The following is a 22,473-nucleotide window of genomic DNA, read 5'->3' on the forward strand; positions in this document are numbered from 1 at the left end:
AAGTCATATCCCCTATTCTGGAGCATGAAAAAAATTAACCTTGGCATAAATGGCTTTGGCCGGATTGGCAGAACACTTTTCAGGTTATTGCACAATCATCCAGATATTACCATAACCGTCATCAATGATGTTGCTGATGCCAATACTTTAGGACATCTTTTAAAGTACGATAGCATTCATGGTACTTTTAATGCTAATGTGGTTTCTTCAGAAAATCAAATTATTGTCGATGGAAAACAAGTCAATATCCTGAATCATACACATCCCAAAGAAATTGATTGGAAGATACATAATGTTGATATTGTTATAGAATCGACTGGAAAATTCAAGAAAAGGGAAGATTTAGAGCATCATCTGAATAATGGGGCAAAAAAAGTGATTCTTTCGGTTCCTCCTTTGGAGGAAAACATTAAAATGACGGTAATCGGTGTAAATGAAGCACAAATTGAAGCAGATGACCATATTATCTCCAACGCTTCCTGTACCACCAACAATGCTGCTCCTATGATCAAAGTCATTAATGAGCTTTGTGGTATAGAACAAGCTTACATAACCACAGTGCACTCATACACTTCGGATCAAAGCTTACATGATGCACCACATCGGGATTTAAGAAGGGCCAGAGCAGCAAGTCAATCCATTATTCCCACAACAACTGGAGCTGCCAAGGCACTCACCAGAATTTTTCCGGAATTATCCGATGTAATTGGAGGATGTGGAATTCGCGTGCCTGTTCCCAATGGCTCACTTACAGACATTACTTTCAACGTAAAGAAGCAAACATCTATTCAAGAAATAAATGCTACCTTTAAGGATTACGCTGAAAATAATTTAAAAAACATACTTCATTACACCGAAGACCCCATTGTTTCCATCGATATAAACAATAGTTGTCATTCTTGTACGTTTGATTCTTTGATGACCTCGGTTATTGGAAAGATGGTAAAAATCATTGGATGGTATGATAATGAAACTGGTTATTGTTCCAGAATTATTGATTTAATAGTTTTGCTTATAAAGAAGAAATACGTTTGACCTCAAGTATACTTCACAAATGGATGGGCGTTAAAACGCTACTTCTGGTGTGCATACTAGTGTGCACCCAAATTTCCTTTGGCCAAAATGATGTAAGTTCCACAGTCAAGATCCAATCCATTTTTGACAATTTCATGCAGTATAGACACCAAAATAAGGTGGACAAGGCATTGGAAACCTTGGATGAAGCAGCTAAAATTGCAGAAAACAATGAAGATGCCAAACTTCTACTTGACACATATCACCAATATGCTAGGCTCTTTTTAGAAGAAGGTGACAGAGAAACTGCCATTTTTTATTGGGACAGAGCTAGCATACTGCTGAAAGATCTATCATATTCCTTTGGACAAGCCTTTCATTTATACTTAGATGCAGGTTTACGATTTGATGAAGGAAACAACTTTCAATCACTCAAATCATTGGAAGAATCAAGAATGCTCAGCAATAACAGAAATCTGAGCAATAATATTCTTCTTTTAGAGGCATTGATCTTTACCAATATTGAAAAGTATGAGGATGCCATCAAAAACTTGCACGCACTTATTGTAAATGCAGATGATAAAGAACGTACTTATCTTGCCACTAGGGCAAATCTGGAACTTTCCAAAATAAGTATGGAACTCAATGATCTGGAAGAAGGTATCATCCATTCGCAAGCTGCTTTGGAACTTGCCCAAAAACATGGATTTTTCAGGGAAATCAAAATAGCCAACGAGCAACTCTCACAAATTTATGAGGATACGAAAGAATATGACCGTGCCCTCTACTACAAAAAAGCCCTTGAGCAAATAAAAGATTCCGTTTTCAATCTTGAAAAAACAAAATTGGAGGCCAACACTGGTGATAAAGTCAGGTTTGAGCCTCAGATGAATGAAATTAATAAGCTCACTGCGAAGAATGAGGAACTGAGTGAATCCAAAAACCGGTCAGAAATCACGGCCATATTAACTTCTGCTTTTTTAACCATTATTTCGTTATTGGCTGTTTCGCTCTTCAGAAATAATCAAATTAAACTAAAAACCAACGACCTCTTATATACTAAAAACAAAGAGTTGGAGCTGGCAAGGGATTCCGCAATTTCTGCCATGGAAGCGAAGACCAATTTCCTTTCTACAGTAACTCATGAGCTAAGAACCCCATTGTACGCGGTTACTGGTCTTACACATCTGCTGTTGGAAGAAAATCCTGCAGACCATCAAAAAGAACATCTAAAATCATTGAAATTTTCAGGAGAATATTTGTTGAACTTCATCAACGACATCCTTCAAATCAATAAAATTGATGCGGACAAACTGGAACCTTTGAGCATTGAGTTCAAGTTGAACAAAGTACTGACCGATGTGGTCGATTCGCTTCAGCAAAACGCCAATGACAATAATACCAAGCTTGTTTTGGATTATGATTCCAATATTCCACAGCAACTACTGGGAGACCCCATTAAATTATCACAGGTATTTATGAATCTGGTGGGCAATGCACTGAAATTTACAAAAGGAGGCCAAGTAAAAGTAATTGCCAAACTTTTGAACAAGGTAGATGACAACGTGAGGCTTTACTTTGAGGTGAAAGATGACGGTATCGGTATTTCCGATGATCAACAACAAAATATCTTCGATAGCTTTGAGCAAGGTTCTATCCAAATCAATCGCGAATATGGTGGCACAGGTCTTGGATTAACCATTGTAAAAAGCCTACTAGGTCTATTTGGCAGCACCATTAATTTGGAAAGTGAACTTGGACAAGGAAGTTCTTTCTATTTTGAATTGGACCTAAAGAGCAAAGCGGAATCCAAATTGGAGGAAGTGGATTTTGAACTAAATTCAGATGAATTTCAATTTAAAGGACTTCATATTCTGATTGTGGAAGACAACAAAATCAATCAGGTCATCACCAAGAAAATGTTGACCAAAAAAGAAATGACCTGCGATATTGCCAACAATGGAAATGAAGCCATAGACCACGCCAAGGCCAATACCTATGATGCTATATTAATGGATATCCACATGCCGGGCATCAGTGGTGAAGAAGCAACGAGACAAATCAGGAAATTTGACCAAGAAATCCCAATTATTGCGCTTACCGCAATTTCATTGGATGACAGTTTAGACAGTTTCTACCAGGCTGGTTGTAATGATGTGGTCACCAAACCCTTCAAACCTGAAGTCTTCTATCAAAAAATTGGGGAAAACGTTTTCAGAAAAAAAACTGAAGGCCTCGTTTAGATTAATTTTTTAATCGATTGCCCCAAAAATTTTGCATCTTCTTCAGAAAAGCTATGGGCCACTTCCAAATAATACAGCTTATTTAATTTGCCCTCTAGCCTTACGTAGTCTTTTTCCGTGGTCAATACAATCTCAAAACCACTAAACTCTTGGATTTCTTTTGCCGAAAAATCATGATGGTCAGCATATCCGAAATGTGTAAAATCCACCTCTTTCGATTTTAAGTGCTGTAATAGTGGATCCGGTGAAGCTATCCCTGTAACCAATGCTACCTTTTTACCCTGCAATGATTCCAATGGCAGCGTTTTGTGATCAGCTCCCTGGACATTTTTTTGATACTTCAACATGGAAAAAAGAACATATTGATGAGGCAATGGTTTTAATTTCTTGACAATTGAACTCCGCTCAGCTTCTGAAATATTCTCAGGACATTTGGTCACAATAATAATATTGGCCCGTTTCGCTTCTGACTTACTATCCCTCAAATTTCCGGTGGGCAAATACCAATCATTAATATAAAGTTTACCATATGCCGTCAACAAAATTGAAAATTTCGGTTTGACTTTTCGGTGTTGGTATGCGTCATCCAAAAGAATGACATCTGGTTTCACTATTGATTTTAGTTGACCTATACCATTCCGGCGTTCAGCATCAACAGCGACAATTGCATTAGGGAATTTTTTATGAATTTGAAAAGGTTCATCACCCAATTCTTCAACTTTAGAATCAGCATTCGCCAAAACAAACCCTTTGGATTTGCGTTTATACCCCCTACTTAATATGGCAACGTTCCTTCCTTCCAATAATCGAATCAAATATTCAATCATAGGAGTCTTTCCTGTACCCCCTACACTAAGATTGCCCACACAAATAGTGGATGTTTCAAATGATTTGGATGCAAAAATGCCGTTATCATATAGAAAGTTCCTGAAATGAACGACGAGTGCGTAAATCAAAGAAAATGGAAAAGCTAGTATGCGAAGCATTGGCAACATGGGACGAAAATATAATATTTTATCTTTAGCCCACTTAAGAAACACCAAATGACCGTAAAGGATATTTCAAAAATATTGGATGAATTGGCCCCATTGGCTCATGCTGAGGATTTTGACAACGTTGGACTATTGGTCGGGGATCAAAATATGACCGTAACCGGTATTTTGGTAACCTTGGACACTCTAGAAAATGTTGTCGACGAAGCCATCTCGAAAAAGTGCAATCTCATTGTTAGTTTTCACCCTATCATTTTTAAAGGTCTCAAGAAGATTACGGGTCGTAATTATGTGGAGCGTGTTGTACTAAAAGCTATTTCCAATAATATTGCCATTTACAGCATGCACACAGCATTGGACAATAGCAATATGGGTGTCAATGCCAAAATCTGCGAAGTTTTGGGCATTCAAAGACCAAAAATTCTCATCCCCAAAACCAAGACCATTAAAAAACTGATTACTTATGCCCCGGTAAAAGATGCTGAAAATATTAAATCAGCACTTTTTAAGGCAGGTGCAGGGGACATTGGAAAATATAGTAATTGTAGTTTTACTATGGAAGGTGTTGGCAGTTTCATGCCAGAGGAAGGAACCAACCCAACAATTGGACAAATAGGCAAAGTACAGTTTGAAAGAGAAACCCAAATCAATGTTACCTTTTCTTTTGAAAAAGAAAAAGATATCCTCAATGCTCTTTTTGATGCCCATCCGTATGAAGAGGTTGCCTACGAAGTACATACTTTGGAAAACGTCCAACAAGATGTAGGCATGGGAATGGTCGGTGACCTAGAAAAAGAGCTGGATGAAAAGGCATTTCTTGAACACGTAAAGACCAAAATGAACGCTAAAGTGGTGCGGCACTCCATGTTTTTAGGCAAGAAAGTAAAAAAAGTAGCTGTTTTGGGCGGAAGCGGTGCTTTTGCCATTGGTGCGGCCAAAAAAGCCAGCGCTGATGTTTTTATCACTGCTGACGTAAAATATCATCAGTTTTTTGAAGCAGAAAATCAGCTTCTTATTGCAGATATTGGGCACTTTGAAACTGAGCAGTTTACAAAAGATTTATTGGTTGATTATCTTACGAAAAAAATTCCTAATTTTGCAGTCTCTTTATCGGAGAGCATAACAAATCCCATCAATTATTTATAATATATGGCGAATAAGAACGAAAGCACTGTGGAAGAAAAGTTGAGAGCCCTTTATGATCTTCAACTTATTGATTCCAGAGTGGATGAAATACGCAATGTTAGGGGGGAACTCCCTTTGGAAGTACAGGACTTGGAAGATGAAGTCCTTGGTCTAAAGACCAGAATTGACAAATTGAAAGTTGATGTTGAAACTATCAATTTTGAAATTGCAGCAAAGAAAAATCTTATCGAGGAATCCAAAACCCTCATTAAAAAATACGCTGAACAACAGAAAAATGTAAGAAACAGCCGTGAATTCAATTCCTTGAGCAAAGAAGTTGAGTTCCAAGAACTTGAAATTCAATTGGCTGAAAAAAACATTAAAGAATTCAAAGCACAGATTGAGCAGAAAAAAGAGGTCATTTCGCAAACCAAAGAAAAACTTGGTGAGAGAGAAGGTCACTTGAAGCACAAAAAAGGTGAATTGGACGCTATTCTTGCAGAAACTGAAAAAGAAGAAAAAGCACTTTTGAAAAAATCTGAGGAATTCGAAGAAAAAATCGAAGATAGATTAGTACAAGCGTACAAGAGAATCCGCCATAGTGTAAAAAATGGTTTGGCAGTAGTTCCGGTGGAAAGAGGAGCTTCAGGAGGTTCTTTCTTTACCATTCCACCACAGGTTCAAGTTGAAATCGCCTCAAGAAAAAAGATTATTACAGACGAACATAGTGGAAGAATATTGGTCGATCCGCTTTTAGCTGAGGAAGAACAAGAGAAAATGCTAGATATGTTCTCTAAAATCTAAGTCTTCTAAAAAACAATATAAAAAAGCCACCTTTAGGTGGCTTTTTTATTGGTTATAATTTTCTGCATCATTATCATTCATTATAATCTGCCAACAATCCCAATATTTTATGCTCCACTTCTTGGGAATCCCATTTAGATTCAATTTCTGGGATTTGCATAACTTCTTTCATAATGGTCTCCTGCATATCACCAATGGCCAAAGCTTCAGCGTAAGGTCTTTCTGAGAAAGTAACCCGACTATAGACTGGAATCCACTTTTCAGGATGTTTTTTGGCAAACCACTTCTCTATTTGCTTCTGCAATAAAAATTTAGGGCTTGCTGTTTTACTGCTCATTTCAACAAAATTGCGATAGCTGAGTTCAGCAATTGCATCGGTATTGGGTTTTCTTTCTTTTTGATATTCGGAAAAAATGGCATCCCAATCATCTCCATGTTTTTCAAAAAGCTCGCCCAAAACATAAATATCTTCAAAACCGGCATTCATTCCTTGCCCATAAAATGGCACGATGGCATGGGCCGAATCACCCACCAAAGCCACTTTGTTCCAATACGTCCACGGGTAACACTTCATAGTGACCAAAGCACTTGTTGGGTTAGTAAAGAAATCCTGGGTTAGGTTTTCAATTTCCTTTCTTACGTTAGGAAAGTATTTTTTAAAGAAATCTTTAGCTTCCTCCTGAGTTGTTATTTTTTCAAAAGAAACTTCACCTTCAAAGGGCAAAAACAGCGTACAAGTAAAGCTCCCATCCAAATTTGGCATGGCAATCAGCATAAACTTCCCCCTAGGCCAAATATGAAATGAATTTTTATCCAGTTTATGTGTACCATCCTCGTTGGCTGGGATTGTAAGTTCCTTATAACCAACATCAATGAAATCTTGGGAATAATCAAACCTACTGCGACGTTGCATTTTGTGCCTTACTCTTGAAAAAGCTCCATCGCAACCAAAAACTACATCAAATTGATACTCTTTCCATTCACTTTTTTCAGATTCCCCTGTAAAAATCTTTGCCTCAGGCAAATCTACATCCCATACTTTTTCATTGAACCGAAAAACTGTTCCGGCCTCTTCAGCCAAATCAATCATTCTTTTATTGAGCACACCCCTTGAAATTGACCAGATTGCTTCCCCTTCTTTCCCATATTTTTGAAAATATAGTGGTTTATCATTCACGTGCATAGCACGTTTGTCCAAAGGAATGGCAATTTGCTTGACCTCATCTTCCAATCCAACCTTTTGAAGTGCTCTCCATCCCCTATTGCTCATGGCCAAGTTAATGGAACGACCTGAAAATTTAATTGTACGAATGTCTGGTCTGCGATCAAAAACAGTAACAACATGTCCAATTTTACGTAAATAAACAGCTAAAAGAGAACCCACCAATCCAGAACCGATGATGGCAATATTTTTAGGAGACTGTGTCATAAATGCCCTTGGGGCCAGTTGAAGTTAAACATCAAAAATAACGAATTTGGAGCTTATTTCTAATTCCTTAGCTACTCTGGGAACACATCAAAGCAGTATTTTGGAGTAAAAGACCGACTTATCTTGGATACTTTTAATTTTTAACAATTCCTTAGAATCTTTTGGCATCCATCTTGCCGTATATAGTATAAATATTCCGCTTCGGCGTCCATATATAAAAAAGTCCTTTACAGTAAGCTGCAAAGGACTTTTTCCTTTTTGGTAAGTATCTATTCTACTCCAAAATCTTGTCTACAATGCCGTATTCCACAGATTCTTCAGCACCCATCCAAAAGTCACGATCAAAATCCTTCATGATTTTTTCAAAAGTCTGTCCACAGTTATCAGCTAAAATTTTTGCGCCAAGTTCTTTTGTCTTGATAATTTCCTTAGCTTGAATCTCAATATTGGAAGCTTGTCCCTGAGCCCCACCGCTAGGTTGGTGAATCATCACCCGTGCATGGGGTTGAATAAAACGTCTTCCTTTTTCTCCTACTGATAAAAGGATAGATCCCATGGAAGCGGCCAAACCTGAGCAAACTGTTGAAACCGGACTTTTTATTTGTTTTATGGTATCGTAAATGGCAAAACCAGACGTCACATAACCTCCAGGGCTATTGATAATCAGCTGAATTTCATCATTATTCTGTAAATCCAGATAAAGTAATCTGTCTATTACGTGCTTTGCTGAATCATCATCTACCATTCCCCATAAAAAAACCTTTCTTTCGTCCAGTAACTTTTCTTGGATCAACTCTTGTACTTTTCCTTTTTTTGAACTCATTTTCTAACTGTTGAAGTCTCAAAAATAATGAAATTCCAAGGAAGTTTTCTATATAAGCGCTAGCGTTGACCCAACAAAAAAGTTAAGATTTGATTTCTACCTTTTGCGAGACCACATCTTTGATAGGTATGACAAATTTTCCTGTTTTGGTCACCAAGGTCAAGGTATTGTTTTCAATAGCCTCGATAGTTCCTGTGTCTTCTCCTATTACCACCTTATCTCCCACAGCATAAGTTCTTCTAGTATAGAACGAACGTAAAAGATCGGTAATCACATCCCTTGAACCCAGTCCTAAGCCAATGGCAAAGGCCAATAAGAAGGCTCCCAAAAACATAGTGATATTATTGGTGATAATTGTTGTATCTATTCCTGCTTGGTTCAAGGCCGTTATCGAAATAAAGATGACAATAATGTAAAACAACAAGTTGCTGACAACATTAGACCCTCCAAACTCTAGTGAATCAAACAGTTTCTTCACTGTTTTTTTAATGAAGTTTCCAATGTACAGGCCAATCATCATAAGAGCCAGTGCGCTGAACAATCTTGGTAAATAGCGCAATAGGTTTCCTATTTCCGTGGAAATGATATCCCAGCTTAATATGTCAGCCGCAACTATCAAGAATACCAGTAATAGTAGCCATTTAGCAAAACCTTTGATGACTTTGATGATATCTATTTTGAAATCTCCTTTGCCAAAAAGGTCCATTTCGTTGATTTTTTCACTCAGGGCATCCACTTTGGCCAATTTCAAGACCTTTCCTAAAACAAAAAGTATAATCTTGGTGAGCAGCCAGCCAATAATGAGAACCACAAGGGCTCCAATAATTTTAGGGAATGCTGAAGCTATGTCCCTTCCCATGGTGGTCAAGGAGTCAACCGTAATGTCTTTCCATTCGTTAATTGTTTCCATATCTATATATTTTGTAGTGTTGTTTAATTGTTTCCAAAAGTTCTAAAAAGTCTTCGCAAGGCAGACCCCACATTTAATGAGAATAATGATGCCATGTCCATGATCAGTTTGGCCGCTGCAATGTCGTTCATCACCTTTTTCTTCATTCCAGGTGGAACTTCTTTTAAGGTAGCTTCCAATTCTCTAAACGGATTTCTTTTTTTCTTTGCCATCTATTATAATGTATTATAGATTTCCAATAGTTTTTCTTTAGCTCTCTTTAGTCTCATTTTTACGGCACTATCACCTAATTCCAATAATGTCACCAAATCTTTGATAGAGGCACCATCTTGATACTTAAGTAACAGTAGGGACTTATCTTCCGGAGAAATAAGTTCCAAGGCTTTTTTTAGTTTTTTGGTTTTAAGCTCAAACAGGCTCTCATCTGGAACCTCTTCGGTTAATTTGTATTCTGAATCTTCTACCGGAACCGATTGATCACTCATTTTCCGCTGCTTGTTCCGATTGACGTAGTTGACACAAAAGTTATATGTAAAGGAATACAACCAAGTTGAAAACTTGGACTTCCCTTTGAACATTTTCAACTTTATAAACAATTGCAGAAAGACATCTTGGGTAAGGTCCTCTGCTTCATCCTCTGATCTGGCAAACCCATAACACTTGTTGTATACCATCTTGGCATAACGATCATAAAGCTTTCCAAACAACAGTGGGTTATTGTTCGCAACAATTCTCTCCACCAACTCCTCATCCGATAGATGGGCATACGGGTCATCTGTTTCCAATGAATTCTTATCAAGGTTATTTATAAGAATTAGAAACAGTCTTTTTAAAAAAGTCACTGGCTGAGGTTTGTTAGGTTTTTTTTGGACCGATTAAGATTATTCCCGGAAGCCATTGACAAGATAATCCAAAATCACTTTATATTTGATTAAAAATCACCCATGAAAAATTTTCTTTTTGCCATTTTACTATGCTCCCTTATTGTTCTAGGGTGCAAGACAGAGCCCAAAACTGCTCCAAAACAAGAGGTGATAGAGAAAACCATCTTAGAAAAGATTGCATCTGCCCACGGCTTTGAAAATTGGAAATCTGTAAAAGAATTTACTTTTACATTTAATGTAGATAGGGACAGTTCCCATTTTGAGCGTAATTGGAAATGGAAACCTAAATCCAATGACATTACTGTAATATTCAACAGCGATACCATCAGTTACAATAGAAATTCCATGGATAGTGTCACTACCAAAGTAAATGGTGGTTTTATCAATGATCGCTATTGGATATTGGCCCCTTTTAATCTTATTTGGGATGCCAACAATTTCACATACACACACGCTGAAAATCAAAAAGCCCCTATTAGCGGTAAGGATATGCAAAAACTAACCATAGTTTATGCAAATGAAGGTGGTTACACGCCGGGCGATGCCTATGATTTCTATTTTAACGACGACTATGTTGTACGGGAATGGGTGTACAGAAAAGCCAACCAAGAAGAACCTTCTTTAGCTACCACTTGGGAACATTATGTGGAAATTGAAGGATTATTGCTAGCTCAAGATCATAAAAAAGCTGAGCCTGGATTTAGCATAAACTTTACGAATCTTTCTGTTATAAAGTAATTTCCAGTCTTTTTTAGTTTGATTTGTTGCTGTGCAATGCAAAAGTGGTTGCCAAAACCAATAGTGCACAAATGAGAAGTGCATAAAAACTATGTTTCAATGAAGCACTTTCTGCCAAAAAGCCCAAAAATACTGGACCTACTAAAAAACCAGAATAGCCAGACCCTGCTATAAAGGTTACCCCTTGTGCCGATTCAATTCCCTTAACATTTCCACCTATTCGAAATAACTCAGGGACAATAACGGAAAAGCCCAAACCATTCAATGCAAAACCTGCAATGGATAAAATAGTTTGGTCGGAAAGCACAAGAACATAGCCGCAAATAGCGATAATAGCTCCTAAGGCCACTATTTTTACAGCTCCTATTTTAGCACTGATTCCGTCTCCCAAGAACCTACCAATGGTCATGGTGGTTGAAAATGCCAGAAATCCAGAACCAATGAGCATCTCTGGAGCCATAGTTATCTCTTTTAAATAGAGCCCGCTCCAGTCAATAATGGCTCCTTCGCTCCCAAAAGCAATAAAACTGACTATTCCCAGCAAAAAAAGAGGCTTGAACAATTTTATGCTAAAGGGTTCTGTTTCCACCGGAGCTGAAACAATATTGACATACTTTTTATAAAATATCAGGTTAACCATAAGCACTATGCCCACATTAATGCCCATATGCAAAGCTGGGTTATCAATAATCGGAATCAAAAAGCTACCCAAACCAACCAATACTCCTCCTAAACTGAAAAATCCATGTGCCGCCGACATAAAATTCTGTCGATCTTCTTTTTCAATTTCGGTAACCAGAGTATTCATGGCAATGTCAGTTAATCCGTTTGAAGCTCCAAAAAAGAAAAGACTAACCATCAGCGTATAATAATTGGGTGCCAAAAGAGGAAAAAGTGCCGTAACACTACTACAAAGCACCCCAATCCATGTTGCTTTGCCAACACCTAATTTATTGATAATCTTAGGAGCTAATGGGAACAAGGCAAAAACACCTAGGGCAAGACAAAAGATGGCAATACCCAAATCAGCCTTATCAATATGTAACTTTTCCTTTACCACAGGAATATAAACCGCCCATGTACCAAACCAAATATTAAGACTGGCAAAGACCCACGCAGGACCAAAGTATCTAGGGTTGGAAAAAATTATACCTAATGATTTCATAGCTTAATATTCACACAAAATAAAAGCACTCGACTCATATCTTGTAGCATAAATTATTCAAAATTTAAGACATTTTATTCTTCATTGGGTCAATTAATCAAACTATATGATAATTTTGACTTATGAAACCCATGTTTGAATCCATCAATCTTGACATCAATGCTTCCTTGAAGATTGAAACTTACGACAATAACAACCTTTGTGAGTCAGCTGGTTGGCACATCCATCCAGAATATGAAATGGTATATGTTAAAAATGGTGCCGGGCAATTAAATATTGGCTCTAAAAAGAGGACTTATACTGATGGGGTATTGGTTTTTTTAGGCGGACATATTCCCCATGCTGATTTTGGCAATAAAGACCATGAAGACAATTTGGAAGTGGTCATTCAATTCAAAAAAGATTTCATACAAGAGAAATTGAATGTTTTCCCAGAATTGGCCAACATTATGGGATTGGTAAAAAAATCTGAGCAGGTATTGGTGTTCGACACTCAAACCCATAAATCACTTTGGAACGATTTTAAAAAATTTAAATATCTGGATAATCAAGGGAAGCTAGTAAATCTGCTATCCATTTTGGACTTTTTATCCAAAAAAGGTATTTACACTCCTTTTTATGAAACCATACCCCTAGAAACTTATAGAAAAGACGAAGTACGAAGGCTTGAAGAAACCTTTGAATATGTAAACAACAATTATCACCAGAACATTTCAATAGTAGAAATTGCTGCAATTATTGGACTTACCCCAAATTCTTTCTGTCGGTTCTTCAAAAAAATGACCAAACGCACGTTCATCGGCTTTGTAAATGAGTTCCGGACGGGAAAAGCTATAGAATTTTTTAATGAATCCAATTCAACCATTACCGAGGTGATGTACAAATCTGGATTTAATGATCCTTCTTATTTTACAAGACAGTTTAAAAAATATCAAGGTCTGGCACCTTCACACTACTTGAAATCAAGATACGGCAGCTGATTTTTGAAGTATCCCTTGCTTTAAAATTTGCCCAAAATTATACATGTCGGTGAATGAGCAATAGAAAGGCGCTGGGGCCAAACGGATTACATTCGGTTCTCTCCAATCTGTGATTACACCATTTTTCATCAGATAATCAAACAGTGAACGCCCCTCACCATGCAAAAAGACTGAAAGCTGGCATCCCCTATCTTTTGGAGTGATAATTTCAAAAGTACTGTCCACATCTTTATCAATCTCATGAAGTACAAATTCCAGATATGCGACTATTTTTTGTTGTTTTTCAATAAGCGCTTCCATGCCCACTTCTTCAAACAGTTCCAAAGACGCTAAATACGGAGCTACTGAAAGTATTGGTGGATTGCTCAGTTGCCAAGCATCTGCCGAATCAATAGGGTCAAATTCTGGTTGCATTAAAAAACGTGTTTCCTTTTTGGTACCCCACCAACCTTCAAAACGCGGAATATCACTTTTACCTAGATGCTTTTTATTCACAAAGATACCCGAAGCATTCCCAGGGCCACTGTTCATGTATTTGTAACTGCACCAAGCTGCAAAATCTGCATCCCAGTTATGGAGTTTCAAAGTCACATTACCTACCGCATGGGCTAAATCCCAACCTACAAAAGCACCGACAGATTTACCGGCCTTTGTAATCTTTTCCATATCCAACACTTGCCCATTGTAATAATTTACGCCTCCCATCAATACCAAAGCCAATTCATCTCCGGTTTCCTCAATCTTTTGAACAATGTCCTCTGTCCTCCAAAAATGCTCACCTTCTCTTTTTTTCACTTCAACTATGGCATCTTTTGGGTCAAAACCATGAAATCTAGCCTGACTTTGTAGCATATATTGGTCAGATGGAAATGCTTTCTCCTCACAGATAATTTTATATCGCTTCGCAGTAGGTCTATAAAACGAAACCATCAACAAGTGCAGGTTAACCGTAAGGGTGTTCATCACCGAAACTTCCTCTTGATGAGCCCCAACAATCTTGCTCAGTGACTCAGATAAACGTTCGTGATAATCCCACCAAGGCTTTTCTGCATAAAAATGACCTTCCACAGCCAGCCCCCGCCAGTCTTTCATCACTTCATCCACAAACTTTTGTGTGCGTTTGGGCTGTAATCCCAACGAGTTTCCAGTAAAGTAGATGACATCCTTGTCATTTACCTTCGGAAAGTGGAATTCATCCCTGTACTTGGCAAGTTTATCCTCTGCATCAAGTTTTTGGGCAAATTCAAGTGAGTTCTGAAAAGTCATGTTTTTTGGTTTACTTCAAAAATACGACTTGTGGCAATATTTCCATGATTTGAAAATTACTCCAGACGCATTTCAATGATGTGTTTCTTAAATCCTACCTTTTCATAAGCCTTGATTGCAGGAATATTGTTGCTATAAACAGTTAAACGAATTTCTTTGTATCCATTTTCGTATGACCATTGCTTCAACGCTTCTGTAATTTTGGCATTGATTCCCTGTCCACGAAAATCAGGGTGGGTGTACATAAAACCCAAATAGGCATAAAACTCGTGGTTTAAATAATGTCTGGCTCTTTTGGGAACGGCATAACCAGAAGCTACAATGACATTTTCATTTTCAGCAACCAAAACACATTTATCATCATCTAAAATCATTTGTTTGAGGTCATAATAACTGATTGGATCTTCTTTTATAGTAATATCAAAAGGGCGTTCAGCTTTAATGATTTCCTGCTCAAATCCAAGCAGGATTTGCAAATCGCCCAAGGTTGCCTCTCGAATCTTCAAACTGTCTGATGCCATATTCATCATAATTTTAAATGATAAAACAATGTACTTCTTTTCTCTATTTTTGCGAAAACTTCAACATGCATTTTCTGTCTCCCATTTTGGAAAAATATATTGCAGATAGTTCCGAAACAGAACCTGAACTACTTACGGAACTCACCCGGGAAACCCACTTAAAGGTTGTACAACCTCGCATGATCACAGGGCATTTTCAAGGAAGGGTCTTAAGTTTGCTTTCCAAAATCATTGCCCCCAAGTATATCCTAGAAATAGGTACCTATACCGGTTATTCCGCAATTTGTTTGGCGGAAGGACTTCAAAAAAACGGAGAATTGCATACTATTGAGATCAATGAAGAACTCCATGATATGCAACGTAGCTATTTTAATAGAAGTGGGTACGGAGAAAACATCAAACAACATATTGGCAACGCCTTGGAAATCATTCCCCAGCTTGACCTATGTTTTGATTTGGTTTTTATTGATGCATACAAGGTAGAATACAATGCTTATTTTGAAGCGGTGATGCAAAAAACTAAACCGGGCAGTATTATTCTTTCTGATAATGTACTTTGGTCCGGGAAAGTGGTGGAACCCGTTCAAGAGTCCGACAAAGCCACAGCTGCATTGATTGAGTACAATCAAAGACTTAAAAATGACCCAAGAGTGGAAACTGTTCTACTTCCTATTCGGGATGGCTTAACCCTGAGTAGGGTGCTATAAAACGCTGGTATAAAAAATAGAAAAGTATTGCTGACAATATTCCAACGACAGCTCCGACCAAAATATCTACGGGATAATGCACCCCAACATAAATACGGCTGTAGGAAAACAATAAAGGCCAAATAAAAAACAAGGGCGCCCAAAATACTTTTCTTCTTAAGAAGAGATACATCAGCATGGTGATGGCCAAAGAGCTTGAAGCGTGTCCGGAGAAAAAACTATAATCCGTTGGAGTTTTTAAAACACGTATTAACCCATTAATGTCTTCACTGTTATTGGGGCGCAATCTAGCCACAGTTATTTTACATAGGTGGGTGGCAGCAGTAATAAAGAAAGCCAAACCCAAAACCATGTAAAATTTTAACAGTGCCACCTTTCTTGGAAATTTCCAGAACAACAACACAAGAAAAAGAATAAAAAGCGGAATCCATGTGGCTATATTGGTAACAGAAGTCCAAAAACCATCGTAAGGTTCAACACCCAAACCATTGAGATAAATCAATGTATCCCGATCCCATTCCAATAATTTTTCCAACATGGTTTACTTGGAGCTTCGTTTTATAGTGCCTGTGACCTCGTCCACATTTTTTTTGACCTCATCCAGTTCTTTCCGGATATCTTTGGTAAAGTCAGTGTCTATTCCTTGACTTTCAGCACTTTTCTGAATTTCCCGTTTAATGTCATCGGTAGCATCGCGCAGCTGGCGCATACCTTTACCAAGACCTTTGGCAATTCCGGGAATTTTATCGGCACCAAAAACCATTACCACAATAAAAAGGATAAAAAAGATTTCTGCACCGCTGATGAATAGAAAATACATGAAACAAATATAATGAGAACTTATATGGAAAATAAAAAAAGCCCTGTGAAATCACAGGGCCTTAACAAAGGTTTTAGGATATTATGTTATCCCTTAATGTTTTCCTTGAAATTCTCGAAGTCTGATTTCTCTTCCTTCTTTGGCCAAGCATTATTGGTTGTATCAATATCTGCTGTTTCCAACTTAGGGTCTATAACAATACCTACCAACTCTTTTTGGGAAGAAATGACTCTTTTTACCTCCTCATCATTCTTTCTCCAAATTTCTGGCGGATAAGTGATATTCTCCTTGGTCCCATCAGCATAGGTATATTCAACAATCAAAGGCATTGGAATGCCTCCTGGCTTATCAAAAGTAATTTCATAAAAATACTTAGGCTCTTTTACATCAGATCTTTCAGCTTCGGTCATGTTGTCCATCATAAACTCCTTCAAGTTTTGTGAAGTTTCTGTTGGTGACTTTCCTTTGAGCTCAGGCATAAAGTCCTCACTGTCCTCTTCAGCCAAATATACCAAGGGAGGAAAATCAGATTCGGATAGATTTCTGTCTTCCATATATTTTTTCATTTCGGCCGTAGGCTCATTGCTCACATAATACTTTTTGACACCTTTTACGCCTATATCAACATAATCGGTAGTATAGAACCAACTTCTCCAGAACCAATCCAAATCCACTGCGGAAGCATCTTCCATAGTACGGAAAAAATCCTCTGGGGTTGGGTGTTTGAACATCCATCTCTGTGCATAAGTCTTGAACGCATGATCAAACAATTCAGGTCCCATGACAGTTTCTCTAAGAATATTCAAAGCTGTAGCTGGTTTGCCATAAGCATTTGGACCCAATTGGTATACATTTTCCGGATTGGACATGATTGGGGAAATGTAACTTTGATCTCCACTCATGTAGGGAACTATTTTAGCTGGAGCTCCTCTTCTAGATGGGTAATTTTCATTTGGTGCGATAACCTCTGGGTAGTTTTTACCAAATTCTTGTTCGGCCAAATATTGCATAAAGGTATCTAAACCTTCATCCATCCAACCCCACTGACGCTCATCTGAATTAACGATCATAGGGAAGAAATTATGTCCAACTTCGTGAATGATCACACTGATCATACCGTATTTGGTTCTATCAGAATACGTACCATCTTCATTAGGGCGACCGTAGTTCCAGCAAATCATTGGGTACTCCATACCTTGATTTTTAGCATGTACCGAGATGGCTTTGTGGTATGGGTAATCAAAAGTATGTTTAGAGTATGTTTTTAAGGTTTGAACAACTGCCTTTGTAGATTGCTCTTCCCAAAGTGGATTTCCTTCTTTTGGATACAGGGAAACCGCCATTACATCTTTTCCACCAATTTTAACGGCCTGCATATCCCAAACAAACTTTCTGGAAGTGGCAAAACCGTAGTCACGAACATTGGTAGCCTTAAATTTCCATGTCTTCTTTTGCTCGGAAAAGCCTTTTTCAGCAGCTTCGGCTTCAGCTTGGGTTACAATCACCACAGGTTTATCATAAGACTTTTTGGCTTGCTTGTAACGTTTCATCATCTCCTTGGAGAAAACTTCGTCCCTATTTTGCAATACTCCCGTAGCATCTAAAATATGATCGGCAGGTACTGTAATGTTCACATCGTAATTTCCAAAGGTCAAAGCAAACTCTCCACTCCCCCAGAACTGATGGTTCTGCCATCCTTCTACATCACTGTAGAGGGCCATTCTTGGGAAAAACTGTGCGATAACATAAGCACGGTTACCATCTTTTGGGAAATATTCGTAACCAGAACGTGCCCTGTTTACTGTATGATCAGGAATGTTGTACCACCATTTGATGGAAAAAGAAACTTTTTCTCCACTTTTTAATGGTTGAGGAATATTAACCCTCATCATTGTTTGGTTGATGGTATATGAAAGTGGTTTTCCATTGACATCCTTTACAAACTCAATATTGAATCCACCATCAAAAGGTTCATTAATATACGTTTGAGTGAAATTTCCAGCAGTATAGGCTATGTCCACTCCATTTCCATTACGCAAAGGTGATTTTGAATCCTTTGCTCTTACATTTTGGTCCAATTGCACCCAAAGAAATTCTAGATCGTCTGGAGAATTGTTATGGTAGGTAATGGTTTCTTCACCATGAATTCTGGCATTCTTATCGTCCAATTCAATGTCCATTACATAATCGGCCTGTTGTTGGTAATAATCAGGGCCGGGTGCTCCAGAGGCGGAGCGGTAAGTGTTGGGAGTAGAAAACTCCTCGTACAACTGCTTGAATTTGCTTTGGTTGTAGTGGCCTGGTTCTTTTTCAGGTGGTGTGTTCCCTTCTTCCTGTGCCATGGCCACTGCTCCCATCAGGAACAACACGGAAGCAAAAAAATACTTGAATCTGTTCATTTTCTATTTGATTTTAAGTCGCGGTAAATTAGTTTTTTTTAACCAACTGTTAACATTGCGTTACAAGTTTAACATTCCTTTATTATTCTCTTTGATCAACACAAAACTTTTTTTGTTCCCTTTCCATTTAAAATGGACAATGTTTTGCTGTTCCTCAAACATATCGGTTAGTATTTCATTTTGGACAGAAATTGTTTTCTTTTCTGAAAGGTTCACCTCTGGCAGTTCCAGATAGCAGATGACCACATCATCATCATAATGCTTGCCCAAGAAAGTATAGGGCACAACTTCTCCATCCAATTCCACAATGAATTTTGCCTTGATGTATTTTTCAATATACATCTCGGCGACCTTGGATTCTTCAGATGTTGCCAATTTGGCATCGACCCCATAACGTTCCAACAAAAGATCATCCAGATCATCAATAAAAATGCGGGTGGTAATCTGGAAAGCAGCATTTTTTTCAGAATAAACCACATTGGTCACGCTCACATAAAACTTATGTGCAGTAGTAAAAGAAAACAATGTCACGGTCATGAGTATAACAGTGACCCTTATCGCCTTATTCATGTACATTGTATTTATAGTCTTCATTATTTCAATTTTGTTACAATTTTCTAGGTGTTTTTACAATCCGATTTTTGGGAAGAATTCCTCATTTATCCATTCTAAAAGTGCAAAGCGTGTGCCAAAAATAGACTAATCCAGATTGTTGTTTTCTCGATATGCCCTACTTTTCGTTACCATAAAATCCCATATCTTGAGTTTGTCATGGGAATCCACTATTTGCTGAAATTTTTCATCTACCTCGCAGAAATACATAAAATCCTCTACTTTTTCCATAGGAATCTTTAAAGTGGTAACGAATAGGGAATCCACATAAAAATCTTGTACCCGTTGTGTACGTGCATATTGTGTATCAACCTTTACCCTGTTTTTCAACATCTTGGTACGACCCGTTATGGCATTGATGATGGGGCTTAGCCCAACAGCCAAAGGACGACTGAGAGAATACATACCGGATGATGCTTCTTGTAGCTTCCGTTCACTTTGGGTGGGAATTTCTTGCTGTGCATTGGGAAGTCCCAATGCTTCTGCGCTTACATCTTTGGGAAGGTTAAGTTGGGTAACATCCTGATTTAAATCCCCGGACAAATTATAAGGCCTAACCACAACTTCTTGCAGTTCGTTCACAAATTCTTCCAAAGGAACGGTAACAAAACTGGTATTGAAAAGTACTTCATTTACAGGTAGCACTTTTTTTCTGAAATGAACGGCAGAAAAAACCAAGGTATCGTTAAGCTGAACAGTAATTGAAAAATTTCCATCAATATCTGTGATCACTGCTTGTTGGGAAGTACTATTTTGAATTACTACACCTACTACATCCTTGCCTTGGGCAACCACCTGGCCATTTAATTGTTTCACTGTCACCTCCTGCGCCTTGACAGTCAAAGCCACAAAAGAAAACAGTATAATAAGAAGAGACTTATTCTTCATTCAAAGTTTCCAAGTAAGATTTACTCTCGGTAACCAAAAAATCAATCAACTGAAATTCATTTTCCTTTCTCAAAAGGGTCTGTGAAGGTATTTTATCATCACAATACAATAAGAAAGCGTCTATTTTGTCTTGCGGCAATTTTAAATCAACCACAAAAAACTCATCGTCATAAACGTGTCTCAACACTTCACTTACCTTTAAGGCCGGTCTTTCTTGGCCCTCATTTTTCTGAGCTTTAAAAAGTGCCTTAAAAATGTTGACAAAATTCAAACCATTCTGCATACCTCTAACCGTTCTGGATTCAGCAACATTCTGAACCTCCGTGCCCCGGTCTATTTCGTATTCAAATTCCTTAAAATCCTCGTTCTTCACTTCAAGAAATTTTTCCTGATTTTCTGGTGTGACGATGACTTCATCGAGTTCTCGAACTTTTTCATTTACCTCGACAACCAATCGATTGTTTTTCAAAATTTGGTCCGTAATGGTCACTATTTCCAATTGATAATTGACCGCTGTAAAAACCAATTGGTCCCCAAACTTGACAGGAATCATGAATTCCCCATTTTCATTGGTAATCGTGGCAGTTCCGGTAGTTGAATTAATCACATTTTCATTGGGTACATTAGAGCTGCGATATAAAACCTTTCCTCTTAATAATTTTCTACCGTCCTGTGCAAAGGAAATACTGGTAAAAATCAAAAAGAATACAACTACTGTAAAGTTTCTCATACATCTAGGCATTTGGTCCAAGGTAAAGAAAACCCTTGAACGGAATATAAAAAAATAAACTACCTCTAAACTTTTGTTAATTCTGAGAATTAATCCTACAAAGGTACATTCCATTCACCCTTGAACTCGGTATTTGGACGGTAATTGTTAGAATAATCCAAGCATAAGATTAGTTTTGCCATTACGTTTGTAAATCCTCAAATAACAAACACTGTGAAAACGCAACTAAGCTTTTGGGCCATGTGCTTGCTAATGGTCAGTACCCTTTCTGGGCAAATTAAAATTGGTGACAATCCACAAAATATAGACCCAACTTCTGTATTGGAGCTGGAAAGTACCTCAAGGGTCTTGGTCATAACCAGGGTTACGGATGCTCAAATGAATAGTATTACACCCTTAAAAGGAGCTTTGGTCTATAATACCGATCAAGAATGTGTACATTATTATAATGGTATTGAATGGATCAACATTTGTGAAGCCTTTGATGATTCTTTCACTGTTAGTACCAATGCAATTTTTAATCCTTTTGCCAACGACAGTACCGTGGTGGTTACCCAAACGGACACCAACTATAATTTTGAAGTTAACCAAATTACCGGAGATAATATTGTAGACACCTCCATTAACGGAGCCAACGAAATTCAACAAGGTTCGATTACTGGTTTACAATTATCTGATGCCACCATAACTTTTGATAAATTGGCTGATGGCGAAAATACTGGGGATTTGCTGCGATGGAATGGCAATGAATGGGTCTTGGTGGACGAAACAGCAATCACTGTAACTGAATTAGACGGTGTGGTTGGAAATGAAGTAACCGGCCCAGCTGACACTACTTTGGAATTATCTGGAGCAGGCGACGAGCTAAGTCCCTACCTTTTAGATGTTAGTGCGGGTGGTATTGGAACTAATGAATTAGCAGATAATGCAGTGAATACCGATAAAATTCTTGATGGAGAGGTCAACAATAGTGATATTGCCGACAATGCCATTAACTCGGCCAAAATTGAGGATGGCCAAGTGGATACCCAAGATATAGCAGATGATGCCATTACCATTATTAAAATGGGATTGGGTTCTGTAGGAACAGACCAAATTGTAAATGATGCAGTAACTCGTGTTAAAATAGAAAATGGTCTAAATCCCGGAGAACTGATGCAATGGGATGGCTCCAATTGGGTTTTAGTTAATGAAACAGCATTGAATATAACAGAGGCAGATGGTGTTATTGGAAATGAAGTAACCGGCCCAGCTGACACTACTTTGGAATTATCTGGAGCAGGCGACGAGCTAAGTCCGTACCTTTTAGATGTTAGTGTGGGTGGTATTGGCAACAATGAACTGGGCGCGGACGCGGTCACAACGGACAAAATCGCTGCCGGGGCCGTGGAATCTACGGACATCGCAGCAGGTGCCGTCAACG

The 22,473-nt window shown here is 38.1% G+C and carries 22 protein-coding genes and 1 pseudogene; 8 read left to right on the forward strand and 15 right to left on the reverse strand.

Going from position 1 to position 22,473, the window contains the following annotated elements:
- Positions 1-24 precede the first annotated feature (24 nt).
- A complete protein-coding gene (gap, locus tag HJC33_RS04120) occupies positions 25-1,035 on the forward strand; it encodes a type I glyceraldehyde-3-phosphate dehydrogenase (protein ID WP_171657533.1) in 1,011 nt (336 codons plus the stop codon).
- Positions 1,036-1,082: 47 nt separating this feature from the next.
- Positions 1,083-3,257, forward strand: a complete 2,175-nt coding sequence (locus HJC33_RS04125; protein ID WP_313777728.1) for an ATP-binding protein — start codon at positions 1,083-1,085, stop codon at positions 3,255-3,257.
- Here the strand turns inward: HJC33_RS04125 and lpxK are convergent.
- Complete coding sequence (gene lpxK / locus HJC33_RS04130) at positions 3,254-4,243, reverse strand: tetraacyldisaccharide 4'-kinase (RefSeq protein ID WP_313777729.1); 990 nt, start codon at positions 4,241-4,243, stop codon at positions 3,254-3,256. The genes HJC33_RS04125 and lpxK overlap by 4 nt on opposite strands.
- Before the next feature lie 57 nt (positions 4,244-4,300).
- Between lpxK and HJC33_RS04135 the strand changes: the two genes are divergently transcribed.
- Both HJC33_RS04135 and HJC33_RS04140 read left to right on the forward strand, forming a co-directional pair.
- Positions 4,301-5,395, forward strand: coding sequence for a Nif3-like dinuclear metal center hexameric protein (locus HJC33_RS04135; protein WP_171657536.1), 1,095 nt, complete (start codon positions 4,301-4,303; stop codon positions 5,393-5,395).
- Between the two features lie 3 nt (positions 5,396-5,398).
- Complete coding sequence (locus HJC33_RS04140) at positions 5,399-6,178, forward strand: zinc ribbon domain-containing protein (protein WP_171657537.1); 780 nt, start codon at positions 5,399-5,401, stop codon at positions 6,176-6,178.
- 73 nt (positions 6,179-6,251) lie between these two features.
- Here HJC33_RS04140 and HJC33_RS04145 read toward each other — a convergent pair whose 3' ends face one another.
- The 5 genes from HJC33_RS04145 to HJC33_RS04165 form a co-directional block, all read right to left on the reverse strand.
- On the reverse strand, positions 6,252-7,607 hold the full coding sequence (locus tag HJC33_RS04145; protein WP_171657538.1) for an FAD-dependent oxidoreductase: 1,356 nt from the start codon (positions 7,605-7,607) through the stop codon (positions 6,252-6,254).
- Between the two features lie 274 nt (positions 7,608-7,881).
- Positions 7,882-8,430 (reverse strand): ClpP family protease, encoded by a 549-nt coding sequence (locus tag HJC33_RS04150; protein ID WP_171657539.1) that lies wholly within the window; start codon positions 8,428-8,430, stop codon positions 7,882-7,884.
- Positions 8,431-8,512: 82 nt separating this feature from the next.
- Positions 8,513-9,340: a mechanosensitive ion channel family protein gene (locus HJC33_RS04155; RefSeq protein ID WP_171657540.1), complete on the reverse strand. Its 828-nt coding sequence runs from the start codon at positions 9,338-9,340 to the stop codon at positions 8,513-8,515.
- 23 nt (positions 9,341-9,363) lie between these two features.
- Positions 9,364-9,552, reverse strand: coding sequence for a hypothetical protein (locus HJC33_RS04160; RefSeq protein WP_171657541.1), 189 nt, complete (start codon positions 9,550-9,552; stop codon positions 9,364-9,366).
- 3 nt (positions 9,553-9,555) lie between these two features.
- Entirely contained in the window at positions 9,556-10,182 is a 627-nt protein-coding gene (locus HJC33_RS04165; RefSeq protein WP_171657542.1) for an RNA polymerase sigma factor, read from the reverse strand.
- Positions 10,183-10,284: 102 nt separating this feature from the next.
- Here HJC33_RS04165 and HJC33_RS04170 point away from each other — a divergent pair, with 102 nt between their 5' ends.
- The gene (locus HJC33_RS04170; RefSeq protein WP_171657543.1) at positions 10,285-10,962 is read left to right on the forward strand and encodes a hypothetical protein; all 678 of its coding nucleotides are present in this window, start codon (positions 10,285-10,287) and stop codon (positions 10,960-10,962) included.
- A 13-nt stretch (positions 10,963-10,975) separates the two neighbouring features.
- On the opposite strand, the gene HJC33_RS04175 is transcribed toward HJC33_RS04170, so the two are convergent.
- A complete protein-coding gene (locus HJC33_RS04175) occupies positions 10,976-12,127 on the reverse strand; it encodes an MFS transporter (protein ID WP_171657544.1) in 1,152 nt (383 codons plus the stop codon).
- A gap of 122 nt (positions 12,128-12,249) precedes the next feature.
- Between HJC33_RS04175 and HJC33_RS04180 the strand changes: the two genes are divergently transcribed.
- Positions 12,250-13,107 (forward strand): AraC family transcriptional regulator, encoded by an 858-nt coding sequence (locus tag HJC33_RS04180; protein WP_171657545.1) that lies wholly within the window; start codon positions 12,250-12,252, stop codon positions 13,105-13,107.
- On the opposite strand, the gene kynU is transcribed toward HJC33_RS04180, so the two are convergent.
- On the reverse strand, positions 13,090-14,373 hold the full coding sequence (gene kynU, locus HJC33_RS04185) for a kynureninase (RefSeq protein ID WP_171657546.1): 1,284 nt from the start codon (positions 14,371-14,373) through the stop codon (positions 13,090-13,092). The two genes, HJC33_RS04180 and kynU, sit on opposite strands and share 18 nt — an antisense overlap.
- Positions 14,374-14,429: 56 nt before the next feature.
- Entirely contained in the window at positions 14,430-14,894 is a 465-nt protein-coding gene (locus HJC33_RS04190; RefSeq protein WP_171657547.1) for a GNAT family N-acetyltransferase, read from the reverse strand.
- A 65-nt stretch (positions 14,895-14,959) separates the two neighbouring features.
- Here HJC33_RS04190 and HJC33_RS04195 point away from each other — a divergent pair, with 65 nt between their 5' ends.
- Positions 14,960-15,601 (forward strand): O-methyltransferase, encoded by a 642-nt coding sequence (locus tag HJC33_RS04195; RefSeq protein WP_171657548.1) that lies wholly within the window; start codon positions 14,960-14,962, stop codon positions 15,599-15,601.
- Here HJC33_RS04195 and HJC33_RS04200 read toward each other — a convergent pair.
- The 6 genes from HJC33_RS04200 to HJC33_RS04225 form a co-directional block, all read right to left on the reverse strand.
- Entirely contained in the window at positions 15,564-16,139 is a 576-nt protein-coding gene (locus HJC33_RS04200; RefSeq protein WP_171657549.1) for a phosphatase PAP2 family protein, read from the reverse strand. The genes HJC33_RS04195 and HJC33_RS04200 overlap by 38 nt on opposite strands.
- 3 nt (positions 16,140-16,142) lie before the next feature.
- Positions 16,143-16,421 carry a Sec-independent protein translocase subunit TatA/TatB gene (locus HJC33_RS04205; protein WP_171657550.1) on the reverse strand — a complete coding sequence of 93 codons (279 nt, stop codon included), beginning with the start codon at positions 16,419-16,421 and terminating at the stop codon, positions 16,143-16,145.
- 86 nt (positions 16,422-16,507) lie between these two features.
- Positions 16,508-18,820 (reverse strand): M1 family metallopeptidase, encoded by a 2,313-nt coding sequence (locus HJC33_RS04210; protein ID WP_171657551.1) that lies wholly within the window; start codon positions 18,818-18,820, stop codon positions 16,508-16,510.
- 60 nt (positions 18,821-18,880) lie between these two features.
- Positions 18,881-19,414 (reverse strand): DUF6702 family protein, encoded by a 534-nt coding sequence (locus HJC33_RS04215; RefSeq protein ID WP_246245483.1) that lies wholly within the window; start codon positions 19,412-19,414, stop codon positions 18,881-18,883.
- A gap of 105 nt (positions 19,415-19,519) precedes the next feature.
- A complete protein-coding gene (locus HJC33_RS04220; protein ID WP_171657552.1) occupies positions 19,520-20,320 on the reverse strand; it encodes a carboxypeptidase-like regulatory domain-containing protein in 801 nt (266 codons plus the stop codon).
- Entirely contained in the window at positions 20,310-21,050 is a 741-nt protein-coding gene (locus HJC33_RS04225; protein ID WP_171657553.1) for a carboxypeptidase-like regulatory domain-containing protein, read from the reverse strand. The genes HJC33_RS04220 and HJC33_RS04225 overlap by 11 nt, the downstream gene beginning before the upstream one ends.
- Before the next feature lie 213 nt (positions 21,051-21,263).
- Here HJC33_RS04225 and HJC33_RS04230 point away from each other — a divergent pair.
- Positions 21,264-22,473, forward strand: a pseudogene (locus tag HJC33_RS04230) (hypothetical protein); the annotation flags it as partial.

It is taken from the genome of Flagellimonas amphidinii (assembly GCF_013090115.1).
GTDB classification, from domain to species: domain Bacteria; phylum Bacteroidota; class Bacteroidia; order Flavobacteriales; family Flavobacteriaceae; genus Flagellimonas; species Flagellimonas amphidinii.